We start from the raw sequence: 12122 nt of genomic DNA, 5'->3' as shown, positions 1-12122 counted from the left end.
TTCAATCTCCATCCCTTATAGTATGTACAGCGTTGTTCGTACCCTATAAACATTATGCAATCGGTTGCACAATTATTATAATGATATCGCTTTCTATTGGCAATACCCTAATTGTAAATATCTTGGTTAATGATGATGTAAAAACTCGAAAAAGCCACGAATTTGTTGATTTTCGAGCAATATCGTATGATAGAACATAATATTTCCTGCTTGAGATAGCAAAAGGAGACGAAGACGATGGCAGTAACCATCAAAGATGTCGCAAAACGTGCTAATGTTGCTACTTCCACCGTATCCCGTGTCATTCAAGACAGCCCCAAAATCAGCGAAGCCACCAAGGCACGTGTCCGTAAAGAAATGAAGGCGCTTGGCTATGAACCCAACTATTCAGCTCAGAGTCTAGCTAACCGTGTCACACAGTCGATTGGCATTATTATGCCTGAATCGGATGTGGCAATCTTTCAAAATCCCTTCTTTCCGGAAAGCCTTCGCGGGATCAGCGAATGGGTGAATGAGCACAACTATACACTGTCCATTGTCACAGGAAAAACGAGTGATGAATTGCTATCCCGCGTGAAGCTGATGACCCGGACCGGACGTGTTGACGGCTATATTGTTCTGTACTCCAAGCAAAAAGATAGCATCGTGGAGTATCTTCATAAAGAAAAAATACCTTACACCGTAATCGGTAAGCCTCAGCAATTTGTCAGTGAAACTACCCATGTAGACAACGATAACTACCAGGCTGCCAAAGATGTGGTCAGTTATTTGACTGGGCTGAATCATCAGCGCATTGCTTATGTTGGCGGTGATCATGAACAGATCGTGAATATTGAAAGACTCCGAGGCTACCAGGATGCGCTGCGAGAGGCGGGCTTGCCTCTACCCAAGGAATACGTGGTCAGGGAGCCATTTAATCTGGAGGACATGCGCACATTATTGCAGGCTACCCCGCCGCCTACCGCGATGATCGTTAGCGACGACCTTGTAGCCATGGCAGTACAGAAAATGCTTTCTCAGCTCGGCGTGTCCATGCCAGAACAGTTATCCATGGTGAGCTTCAATAATCTAATGCTGGCTGAGCTGATGAATCCCCCTCTCACTTCCGTGGATATTGATATCTTCACTCTAGGTTATCAGGCAGCCAAAAGCCTGATTGAAAAAATCGAAGACCCCAAAGAATTGACCAAACACATCATTGTTCCCCACCGAATTGTGGAACGCGAGTCCAGCCAGATACTATGATTCTCTGAGGAATGAACAAGAACTGATTTTGTGGAAACCCATAAAATCAGTTTTTTTGCGTTGACAGGGCAAACGGTTGCACTATATACTGAACTCGCTCATATACTGGTTTCGTTAAAACAACGATCTCATTTTCCGAGAGGGGTACACAATCATGGTTTACAACCGATTATTTGACGTAGATAGTTGGAAGCTGACAACACACACTCTACATAGCACACACATGCGACTACAGGAAAGCATAACGTCCATAGGCAACGGTTATATGGGCATGCGCGGCAATTTTGAAGAAGCTTATTCAGGTGACCATCATCAGGGAACGTATATCTCCGGTGTATGGTTCCCCGACAAAACAAAGGTCGGCTGGTGGAAAAACGGCTATCCTGAATATTTCGGCAAGGTCATCAATGCCATGAACTTCATCGGCATCAGTCTGATCGTAAACCAAGAGGAAGTAGACTTATTTACGGCACACATCAGCGATTTTGTGCAGGAATTGGACATGAAACAGGGTATCCTGCGACGCACCTGCACCGTGAATGATCAGGTTCGTATCACTACGGAGCGTTTTCTGAGCCTCACCACTCGTGAGCTATGCCTGATTGATTACCAAGCTACGAATATAAGCGAGCAGCCTCTAACCATAGAGCTTGTCCCCTATCTGGACGGCAATACGAAGAATGAAGACACGAACTATGATGAGGTTTTTTGGTTGGAGGAGGCCCGAGAGGTTCAAGAACAATTCATCAGCCTGTCCACAACAACCATAGATAATCCCTTCGGTATTCCGCGCTTTACCGTAAACGCTACCATGGGTATTGTGACCGAGGGACAGGATCAGCAGACGACGGAAGAGAGCTTTTTGTATGCTGCACGCCACTATCAATACAGCGTCGCTCCGGGCGACAGTATCCAGCTGCAAAAAATTGTGGCGGTTACCACCTCACGGGATATGGAAAAGGACGCACTGATTCCACAAGCTGAACGCATCGCCGTGGAGGCTGTGAACAAAGGGTACAGCTCCATCAAGCAGGAGCATGTCGCAGCTTGGGCCAGACGTTGGGACAAAGCAGATGTAGAAATCGAGGGAGATACAGAGGCCCAGCAGGGAATACGCTTTAACATTTTTCAGCTGTTCTCTACGTACTACGGCGAAGATGCCCGTCTGAACATTGGTCCCAAAGGCTTTACAGGTGAAAAATATGGCGGTGCCACCTATTGGGATACAGAAGCATATGCCGTACCTATGTACCTGGCGCTCGCAGACCCGGATGTAACCCGAAATCTGCTGCTGTACCGCTACCAACAACTTGAGGGTGCCAAGCATAACGCGGCCCAGCAAGGGCTACGGGGTGCACTATACCCTATGGTCACTTTTACAGGTGTGGAGTGCCATAACGAATGGGAGATTACCTTCGAGGAGATTCACCGTAACGGAGCCATCGCGTATGCCATTTACAACTACACCAACTATACGGGCGACCTGAGCTATTTACGGGAATATGGAATAGATGTACTGGTCGAAATTAGCCGCTTCTGGGCCGACCGGGTTCATTTTTCCAAAAGCCAGCAGCAGTATATGATCCACGGGGTTACCGGGCCGAATGAATACGAAAATAACGTCAATAACAACTGGTATACCAACACGCTGGCTGCATGGGTTTTGAAATATACATTATCGGTCTTACCTCAAATTTCGGCTGAGAAATCGCAGCACCTGGCAGTTACGGCTGATGAGCTGGCACATTGGCAGGATATCATCACTCACATGTATTATCCCTATGATGAGGAGCGGGAAGTCTTCGTACAGCACGATACCTTTATGGATAAGGATTTGCAGCCTGTATCCTCCCTTGATCCCAGCAATCTTCCACTAAATCAGAAATGGTCATGGGATAAAATCCTTCGTTCCTGCTTCATTAAGCAGGCAGATGTGCTGCAAGGGCTGTATTTCTTTGGGGACCAGTTCACGCTGGAAGAAAAAGCGCGCAATTTTGCATTTTACGAGCCAATGACTGTTCATGAATCCAGTCTGTCCCCGTCCATTCACGCCGTGCTGGCTGCCGAACTCAAAATGGAGGAAAAGGCAGTCGAGATGTATAAGCGGACGGCCCGTCTGGATCTGGATAACTACAATAACGATACCGAAGACGGACTTCATATCACTTCCATGACGGGAAGCTGGCTGGCGATTGTACAGGGATTTGCCGGGATGAGAACGTATCGTGAAACATTAAGCTTCTCCCCCTTCCTGCCTCAAGGCTGGAACAAATATACGTTTAAAATCAACTACCGCGGTCGCTTGTTAAGTATTCTCGTACAGGAAAATGAAGTAATCATTACCCTGTTGGACGGAGAACCGCTGACGCTGGAACTGTATGGAGAGCCAACGCACATTACCAGTGGGCAGTCGTTAATGACGAACAGCGTTTCATAAATCGGGCAGACAGGGGGAAACCAAATGAAAGCAGTCATTTTTGATCTAGACGGAGTCATTACAGATACCGCCGAATATCATTTTCAGGCATGGGGCAGCTTGGCGGCAGCGTTAAGCATCCCTTTTGATCGGGAATTTAATGAACAGTTAAAAGGAATCAGCCGTACGGAATCGCTCGACAAAATACTGGCGCGCGGTAACCTGTCCAATAAATTTTCAGAAGAAGGCAAGCAAGAACTGGCTACACGGAAAAATACGGAGTATCAGCGGCTCATTTCAGCTGTAACTCCCTCGGACATTCTTCCAGGCATTAAAGCGCTTCTGACAGAACTTCGTGAAGCCCGAATCGGCATCGCGCTGGCCTCTGCAAGCAAAAATGCAGCGTTTATCCTGGAGCGACTGGAGCTAGCGTACTATTTTGACAGTGTGGTGGATGTTACCGCCATTCGGAATGGCAAGCCTGACCCGGAAATTTTCCTCACCGGAGCCGCAAATCTGGGCGTTCAGCCTGCCGACTGTATCGGTATAGAGGACGCACAGGCTGGCATACAGGCGATCAAGGGTGCCGGGATGTTTGCGGTCGGTGTAGGAACACCTTCGCAAATGCAAGGTGCGGATATCGTGGTAGCCACTACTGCCGAGCTTTCTCTGAGCATGTTGGAGTCACATTTTATCAGAGGATGAAAAAAGGAATTTCCTATAAAGGTGAGTCTGATTAGCTGGTGGACCCGTTCCACCAGTTTTTTTATTTTTCTTGAATATAGATCTTATTGAATTTAGAAGTTTTGCAAACCAAAACTTTAATAGCTATCAGTCTTTACTTCCATTGCCTTAGCATCAATAACAGCTCCAACTAGTTTAAGAAAATTAAAGCCCAGTATCCCATCGATCTGCATACCATAATCCATGCTTCCAATTTCCACCTGGAAATTTTCGAGTGTCGATTCTTCGAGTGTAATGGAATCTAGAGATTTAGTGTAGACATATTCTACGCCACCCACACCTCGTATAATATCAACATCATCATCCCCTTCCGGAATCATACCTATTTCTCGTACTATATCTGCATTCAGAAGTGTGCTGGCAGAACCAGTATCTAGAAGCACTTTACTTAAAGTTAACTCTTCTCCCCTAAATATTACTTTGACCTTAACAAAGGGAAGCTCATATATTTCTGTAATGTTCATCTAGGCCCCCTGATCCCCACATAGCGTTCTTTTGCCGTAATTTTGGCACGAGAAGTGTGAAAAAAACAATACTCACGCTGAGGATCCACTCTGTGCAACTCATTATACCGCTTAAAAGCATCCGTCGAATCACCGAATGTATCAATTACGGTCATTTCTTCAATGAAACGCTGACCATCCTTTGAATAGGCTTTGGTTGCCTCAAGTACGACCCATTCATTAGGAAAACGTTCTTTAACTTCTTCCCATCGCATTTCAGACACCTCCATTAAAATATCCTGTATTTGAAGAAAGACAAAATGTTAATAAATCGACGTCATAAAATGTTTTTCGACATTATTATACCATTTCCAGGTACTTTATATCGCAATCAAACTATTGTAAAGTAGCATCATTTTTTCATAATTGATTTAGCTTAAAAAGACCACAACTTCCGATCGGAAGTTGTGGCTAATGTTTAGGTTTTATATAAAAACCGGGTATTTTTATAGTCGTGTTTCGTTATTCATGTATGTTCGTAAATCTTCTTTTAGTCTCAATAATTTGTGATTATATTCATTAATCGTGTGCTGCATTTTTTTGAGTTCCTTAGCACTTTCAGGAGGATTTAATCTCTTTGAGCTTCTATCAGTCCGACATAGCCTTGTTGAATAAGATCTTCTAACAACCATTTATCAAAATTAATTCTTGCGCTAATCATTTTTCTTGCTGTTCTGATTATGTTTATAGAGTAACTATCCACTAACTCTCCAATTGTTATTTTTTCTTTTGACTGGGACTTAACCAATGCTCCCCCAAAAAAAGAACTATTTTTCACAAGTATATTCTAAAATTCTTTGGAAATCTGTCATTCGTCAAAGGTTCTAATTGTTTGATAATAAGGCGTTATTTTAGACAAACAATTGGATAAAAAGACAAGTTATCTTCTGTCCTTTCAGTATTATACTCAGCGACATTGCCGATAAATTTTATATAAATTATTGTAATTTGATATTGGGAGATTACACAAGCAACTTCTAGTGTTTCATAGCTTACATAAGGAGCCGGAGAATTATGAACATGCCAAAAAAAAGGCACTCCTATGCCAACTGCAGCACCTTTTTCGTTTGTCATTCCAAATACGTATTTTTTAAACTAATTTTAGGGCTTAATAGCCGCCTGCTATTCTACTCTTATCCACGCCCTTACACTTTCGAGCTAACACCCGCATCCTCACGCAGCCACTGAAGCACATCTCGCTGGTTATCTGGTGAGACACCATGATCCGTCGGGTATGTTTTGAATGTGGAATGAGAAGTCCTGGTCTGGAAATATGCCGCCGTCTCATGGCCGATGCTCACTGGAAATACAGAATCGTATTCGCCGTGGGAAATAAATACGGACATGTCCTCTATGCTTTGCAACGAATATTCTGTTTTCACAAAATCAGGCACATATCCGTTCAACGCTACAATCCCCTTCAACTGATTGCCAAGGGTAAGCGCAAGTGACATCGACAAAATCGCTCCCTGACTGAAGCCGAGGAAATACCGTTTGCTAGGATCAACCGGATATTTATCTGTGGCATACTGTACGAACGCCTGAAGCTGTTCAATAGACCGATCAAACTGCTCACGCAGCGGATTACCTAGACTTTTCAGCTCATAATATTGGAATCCTCCACTCATGGGAAGGTCTCCACGAATGCCGATGATAATAAATTCATCTGACAACGGCTCTACAACTCCGAACATATCCTGCTCGTTGGACCCTTTCCCATGCAGTGTAAAAATGGTTGGATACGTACGGTTGAGATCAAGCTGGCTGGGCAGGTGAATATGATAGCTATATAAAGACGACATGTTATTTCCCCCTCTTAACAATAAGTTTATTGCATACCTCCACGGATATAGTTCACTACAAACCAATCCTATACAAAATCATTAACACTAAAATATTAGTAATATTTATTTTATATTTATAATAGAAATGTACTCTTCAAAAGGAAACATGTCAACCCGTATGAAAACTTTCCAACTGCTCCCTCCACTCAATTTATATTCGTGAACTGATATAATGGAAGAGTTAAGCTACTACCCGATCAACTATTCTCTCTTAGGAGACTAATGCACATGAAACCAACCTATCTTATGGATGATATACAGTGGCAACAGCTTATTGAAAACGTGGCTGACCATTTTAATGACGTGACGATCAAACGAGGTTTCCAGTATTTTAAGCAAGGAAAGGTAAAAGAATTCGCAATGCCTGATGCCGATCATATTGCAGCTGTCGTGGATGGAAGCGAGCTATACGAGGTGGATCTCCACTTGAGCGCTTTTGCTGCCAGCAGATGTACATGCCCTGTCCACACCAACTGCAAGCATATGATTGCCGTACTACTGAATTACGCGAATGAACAGGAACGTTCTGTACATGCTTTAGTGAACGCTCATTCGGCGGGATTCACTCGATTGGCGACAAAAGCTGACACGCGTAACACACCTCCTTCCCGGTCGAATCTTTCACCGGATCACAAGGAAACAACAAGAAACGCCCTCAGTAAAACTGCAAGCAAAATACCGGACATGCCCATTTCAGAGTGGCATGATCTGTTCGATCAGTGTATCGCCCTTAACCATGTGAACACACAAAATTCCCAATATGTCCAAAGCGCTTTAGCCTCGATCTATGCTGTGAAGCCGCCGCTTTCACCCGGCATGCAACAACTATACGGACTGCATGCTCATCTGCGTGTGCTGGAAAAGCTCGTACCTCAGTCTTCCATGCCAGGCTATCCCTCTCATACCTATATGGGGTATTACACGCAAATTGCTGCCGATGAGCTTAAAGAAGCTATCGAGCGTGATTTTGAGAGTCCACTGGAGCTGACCGATGAACCGATGCAAGAAGCCCGTATGGCAGAAACCTTAGCCTATTTACGCCGAAAAATGCTGACAGAATCGCGTAACGGTACTTATTTTTCAGACGCGTATTATCAGTTTTGGCTGCACTGGGTGCATCCCGAGAGACAGGACTCCAGCATATATACGGAGGAATTACAGCATTTACAGGCGGCTGAGGAGGATCTCGGCACAACTTTAGCACGGCTTCCGTGGATGTTAGCTCGCAGCTGGATGCATATTTACCAATCGCAGGATAATGAAGCCTGGTTACTTCTTCAGGAAGCGGAACGAGCTTTTCCACTAAAAATCTCTTCCAGTCAATTGCTTTTGTTCTTACAGACGTTGCGTAAAGCCGAGGATTGGGCACGTCTCAAGGACGGACTGCGACATATCGGACCCCTGCTTCACAGTCATCGGGATGACCATTTACAAGATTATATACATGATTGGGATCTGGTTTTGCAGCACCTTCCAGAAGCGGAGCAGGACATGTGGGACACGCTGGTGGGTATGCTTCCATTTGCCGGGGGAATGTATGAAGAGGCGCTGCTTGCTCACGAAAAATGGCGGTCATGGATCGACTATCAGCTAAGCATACGCAGTGAGCCTTTGAGTTTTCGAGTGAGCGTGTTACAGCCCATTGAAAAGAACGCGCCTGAGTTACTACTCCCCTTTTACCATCAAGCGGTAGAACGCTATGTGTTGGAAAAAAACAGAGCCAGCTATAAAGCAGCAGTCAAGCTGTTAAAGCGACTGTTCAAGCTGTACAAGAAAATGAAGCAAGAATCACGCTGGGAGCTGTTCTTTACGACCTTCACCAGCCGTCATAGCCGCCTGCGGGCGCTACAGGAGGAATTGCGGAAAGGGAAATTGTTATCATGAATCAATATACGGAAACGATTACCGTCCATATCCAATTAACTACCTATGGAGACGCGCTGATCTATGGCGATTCCTCCATGAACTATAGCATTTCCGGCCAAATTCTGAAGCAGCGTTTGTTTGCTTGGCATGAGGCTTCGTTTTATGGCACCGAGCTGGAGATTCAACATGTTCAAGACACGGATATTATCCTGCTACCCTCGGAGCAGGTGATTCCTTTTCTGGCAGAGCGCGAGCTTCTGAAGCATATCGAATGGATCTGGGACGAGGCCCATGCCCCGTGGCTCCGGCTGATCCCTTTACTTGCTCACTGTATTGAGGCGAAAGCATATGTGCCCAGCTTCACAGCGTTCCAGGCGGGGAAGCTGCAATGGAAGTGGGATGCGGAAGCACTGGAAAACATCCAACCGGCAGAGCTTGCTTTACTCGACCGCTTGGAGAAGGACGAGCAGGAAGGGCTGATAGCGGCGTTCTCGGCTGCCGTATTTCAGCGCTGGTACGGCACCGAAGCGGAAGCCGCCGATTTGCGAAGAGAATATCCAATTCTCTTCGCCCCCAATCGCCCGGCGGCGGGTCTGGACGCGCGGGCCTGGCTCATCGCCATCGGCTGGAAAGCCGATACCGCGCCATTTCGGCCACTTCTGCAACTGCTGGAGCCAGAGCTGGAGGACGACGAGCCGTCCTGGCAGCTCAAGCTTGTGTTGCAGGATAAGCAGGACCCGGCGTTGCTGGTGTCTGTACAGCTCGCCGATGATGGGTACGCATCCGGCTCATGGCCCGATGCCTGGACAGCACATGTCCGTGAGCGCTCTGCCGGGTGGCTAGAACGTTTGACCTCGATTTTGCCCGCCGGACAGCGTGCCGGAAGCCGCGATGACGTGCTGAATCGCCCGCTCTCCGACGAAGCGGCGTGGCAATTCCTGACGACCGACAGCCAGCGTCTGCTGGAAAGCGATTGGCAGGTGCTGCTCCCGGCTTGGTGGGAGGCAGCCACCCGCAAGAAGCCCAAGCTGCGGGCCAAGGTACGCCCTGGCGAAGGGGCGGGAGAGCGCACGAAGGGCAGCTCGCTGTTCGGACTGGACTCGATTGTCCAGTTCGATTGGCGTGTTGCCCTCGGTGATGCCGATCTCAGCGAGTCGGAATTCGCCGAGCTGGTCGCTCGCAACGAGCGCTTGGTGCGCTTCCGCGGGCAATGGATCGCGCTCGATCCCGCGTTGCTGGCGCAGATCCGCCGGGCCATGGCTGGGATCGACAGTGCTCAGGGATTGTCCTTTCAGGACATCCTGCAGCTACACCTGCTCGGCAACGCCGACGAGCCTGAAGGCGACGCCTCGGGCGAGCAGCCGGAGGATGCGGCACGCTTCCGACTGGAAGTCGAGCTGAATGCCCATCTGCTGAAGCTGATCAGCCAGCTCGGACGACAGTCGGAATGGCCTGCGTTGGACGTGCCGGACGGGCTGCAAGCCGAGCTGCGGACGTATCAGCGGGACGGGTATGCATGGCTTGCCTTTTTACGGCGTTTTGGACTGGGTGCCTGTCTAGCCGATGACATGGGACTCGGTAAAACAGTGCAGTTTATTACTTATTTACTGCACCTACAGGATATTGCCGCCGAGACGGGCGTCCGCTCCAGTTCGCTGCTGATTTGCCCAACTTCGGTACTGGGCAACTGGCAGAAGGAACTCAGCCGCTTCGCCCCTTCATTGAAGGTGATGCTGCACTATGGAAGCAAGCGGGAGCAGGGAGACCTGTTCCGCGAAGAAGTTGAGCAGGCCGATGTCATCCTGACCTCCTTCGCTACGGCAACCCTGGATCAAGAGCTGCTACAAAGCATGACCTGGGATTCAGTCTGCCTGGATGAAGCGCAAAACATTAAAAATGCGCAAACCAAGCAATCCACAGCCGTGCGCAGCTTTCCTGCACGTCATCGGATTGCGTTGACCGGGACACCTATTGAAAATCGCTTGTCAGAGCTATGGTCCATTTATGATTTTATCAATCCAGGTTACCTGGGCAGCTCACGCGCCTTTAGCAATCGCTTCATTAATGCTATTGAGAAGGAACATAACGAGCAGCGCACATTAGATTTGCAAAAGTTGGTTCAGCCCTTCATGCTGCGGCGAAAGAAGAAGGACCCTGCTATACAGCTTGATTTGCCTGACAAGAATGAGATGAAAACCTACATTCATCTGACCTCTGAGCAGGGCGCGCTCTATGACCAGATTGTCAAAGAGTTGATGGAACGGATGCAGAAGCTGGAAGGGATTGAACGGAAAGGAGCCATTTTATCCGCCCTTACCCAGCTGAAGCAGCTTTGTGACCATCCTGGCCTCTTAACCAAGGAGGCGCTCCCAGATAGCGCGGCTTCCGGTTATAGTCCCTCCGATCTTGAAGCGGTCATTAGCCGTTCATCCAAGCTGGAGCGCATTCTGGCTATGGTCAAGGAACTGCGGGAGGAGGGCGAGCGCTGCCTTATTTTTACACAGTATATTGGTATGGGACAAATGCTCCAGCGGGTACTCGCTCAGGAGCTGCAAGAGCCCGTGCTCTATCTGAACGGCAGCACATCCAAAACTGCGCGTGACCGAATGATTGATCAATTCCAATCTCACACGCTCCCCCCTGCCGAGCAGCCATCCGTGTTTATTTTATCGCTCAAAGCCGGGGGGGTGGGCCTGAATCTGACAGCCGCCAACCACGTCTTTCACTTTGATCGCTGGTGGAACCCAGCTGTTGAAAATCAGGCCACAGACCGCGCCTACCGGATGGGGCAAACGAAGGATGTACAGGTGCACAAATTTATCTCGCTGGGCACGCTTGAGGAACGCATTGATGAAATGCTGGAGAGCAAGCAGCAGCTTAGCGACCAAATCATAACCAGTACGGAGGGCTGGATTACTGAGCTGTCTACAGACGCGTTAAAAGACCTCTTTACGCTACGACGCGATTGGGCATAAGGAGATCCCAAATCGAACTATAATGTACATGGTATGCCATTTTGAGTTCGATATATACCTATTTTTAAGAAGTCGTAGTTTATAACACAGTCCAAAACTCCTTTGTTTGCATTTACTATCTCATCACAACAAAGGAGTTGATTTGAAGTGGCCATTCGTCCTCCACAAACATTGAAATCTACGGGCAGGAAGGTTCCTGTTACGAGATATCGCAATGTGAGTCCAACACAAACCCTGCGCCGATTTACGGTCATCTGGGCTAACACAAACGGTGTTCCTTTTAACACAACCGGATTTTTTGCTATACTCCGGCGTCTAGATGGAAGCTTTGTGCAAGCTGCAGGCTTCGATGGTTTTGGTACTGCCCGATTCAGCAGAGTCCGTACACCTACGAACCAGGCTTTTATTCTGCGTACCTTTAGAGACGATGGAACGCTATTCCGGGTTAGAACCGTACCTGCTGGCGTGTCCTCGTTTGTCGTTATCGGTTAAGTTCGTACCGAACGCAGCCTTAACGTAGGTAACCAAA

General features: G+C 47.5%; 11 protein-coding genes. 7 read left to right on the top strand and 4 right to left on the bottom strand.

The window, feature by feature from the left end:
• Window positions 1-237 precede the first annotated feature (237 nt).
• The 3 genes from KAI37_RS01340 to pgmB all read left to right on the top strand — a co-directional run bounded on the left by KAI37_RS01340 (window position 238) and on the right by pgmB (window position 4366).
• Entirely contained in the window at window positions 238-1245 is a 1008-nt protein-coding gene (locus tag KAI37_RS01340; protein ID WP_076293832.1) for a LacI family DNA-binding transcriptional regulator, read from the top strand.
• Between the two features lie 154 nt (window positions 1246-1399).
• A complete protein-coding gene (locus tag KAI37_RS01335) occupies window positions 1400-3682 on the top strand; it encodes a glycoside hydrolase family 65 protein (protein WP_220030586.1) in 2283 nt (760 codons plus the stop codon).
• 24 nt (window positions 3683-3706) lie between these two features.
• Window positions 3707-4366 (top strand): beta-phosphoglucomutase, encoded by a 660-nt coding sequence (gene pgmB, locus KAI37_RS01330; RefSeq protein ID WP_071639131.1) that lies wholly within the window; start codon window positions 3707-3709, stop codon window positions 4364-4366.
• Between the two features lie 116 nt (window positions 4367-4482).
• Here pgmB and KAI37_RS01325 read toward each other — a convergent pair whose 3' ends face one another.
• From KAI37_RS01325 to KAI37_RS01310, 4 genes are all read right to left on the bottom strand, one after another.
• Window positions 4483-4869, bottom strand: coding sequence for a retropepsin-like aspartic protease (locus KAI37_RS01325; RefSeq protein WP_071639130.1), 387 nt, complete (start codon window positions 4867-4869; stop codon window positions 4483-4485).
• On the bottom strand, window positions 4866-5123 hold the full coding sequence (locus KAI37_RS01320; protein ID WP_071639129.1) for a hypothetical protein: 258 nt from the start codon (window positions 5121-5123) through the stop codon (window positions 4866-4868). Before KAI37_RS01320 ends, KAI37_RS01325 begins: the two co-directional genes overlap by 4 nt.
• 353 nt (window positions 5124-5476) lie before the next feature.
• Window positions 5477-5686, bottom strand: coding sequence for a hypothetical protein (locus KAI37_RS01315; protein ID WP_158659080.1), 210 nt, complete (start codon window positions 5684-5686; stop codon window positions 5477-5479).
• Window positions 5687-6053: 367 nt separating this feature from the next.
• On the bottom strand, window positions 6054-6710 hold the full coding sequence (locus KAI37_RS01310) for an alpha/beta hydrolase (RefSeq protein ID WP_071639127.1): 657 nt from the start codon (window positions 6708-6710) through the stop codon (window positions 6054-6056).
• 270 nt (window positions 6711-6980) lie between these two features.
• Here KAI37_RS01310 and KAI37_RS01305 point away from each other — a divergent pair, with 270 nt between their 5' ends.
• The 4 genes from KAI37_RS01305 (at window position 6981) to KAI37_RS01295 (ending at window position 12085) form a co-directional block, all read left to right on the top strand.
• Window positions 6981-8636: an SWIM zinc finger family protein gene (locus KAI37_RS01305; protein ID WP_220030585.1), complete on the top strand. Its 1656-nt coding sequence runs from the start codon at window positions 6981-6983 to the stop codon at window positions 8634-8636.
• Between the two features lie 370 nt (window positions 8637-9006).
• Entirely contained in the window at window positions 9007-9348 is a 342-nt protein-coding gene (locus tag KAI37_RS26225; RefSeq protein WP_258383032.1) for a hypothetical protein, read from the top strand.
• 166 nt (window positions 9349-9514) lie between these two features.
• The gene (locus tag KAI37_RS01300) at window positions 9515-11593 is read left to right on the top strand and encodes a DEAD/DEAH box helicase (protein WP_258383031.1); all 2079 of its coding nucleotides are present in this window, start codon (window positions 9515-9517) and stop codon (window positions 11591-11593) included.
• 147 nt (window positions 11594-11740) lie between these two features.
• Window positions 11741-12085: a hypothetical protein gene (locus tag KAI37_RS01295; protein ID WP_023986544.1), complete on the top strand. Its 345-nt coding sequence runs from the start codon at window positions 11741-11743 to the stop codon at window positions 12083-12085.
• Window positions 12086-12122: the final 37 nt, after the last annotated feature.

Origin of the sequence: Paenibacillus sp. S25 (genome assembly GCF_019454085.1) — a bacterium.
GTDB lineage: Bacteria > Bacillota > Bacilli > Paenibacillales > Paenibacillaceae > Paenibacillus > Paenibacillus polymyxa_B.
Note: the sequence above shows the minus strand (reverse complement) of the source record. Positions and strands in the feature narration are given on the sequence as shown.

Bases quoted from the DNA above. Each gene is read 5' to 3' on its own strand.
- KAI37_RS01340 (WP_076293832.1), top strand. From the start codon at position 238: ATGGCAGTAACCATCAAAGATGTCGCAAAACGTGCTAATGTTGCTACT.
- KAI37_RS01335 (WP_220030586.1), top strand. From the start codon at position 1,400: ATGGTTTACAACCGATTATTTGACGTAGATAGTTGGAAGCTGACAACA.
- pgmB (WP_071639131.1), top strand. From the start codon at position 3,707: ATGAAAGCAGTCATTTTTGATCTAGACGGAGTCATTACAGATACCGCC.
- KAI37_RS01325 (WP_071639130.1), bottom strand. From the start codon at position 4,869: ATGAACATTACAGAAATATATGAGCTTCCCTTTGTTAAGGTCAAAGTA.
- KAI37_RS01320 (WP_071639129.1), bottom strand. From the start codon at position 5,123: ATGCGATGGGAAGAAGTTAAAGAACGTTTTCCTAATGAATGGGTCGTA.
- KAI37_RS01310 (WP_071639127.1), bottom strand. From the start codon at position 6,710: ATGTCGTCTTTATATAGCTATCATATTCACCTGCCCAGCCAGCTTGAT.
- KAI37_RS01305 (WP_220030585.1), top strand. From the start codon at position 6,981: ATGAAACCAACCTATCTTATGGATGATATACAGTGGCAACAGCTTATT.
- KAI37_RS26225 (WP_258383032.1), top strand. From the start codon at position 9,007: ATGGAAGTGGGATGCGGAAGCACTGGAAAACATCCAACCGGCAGAGCT.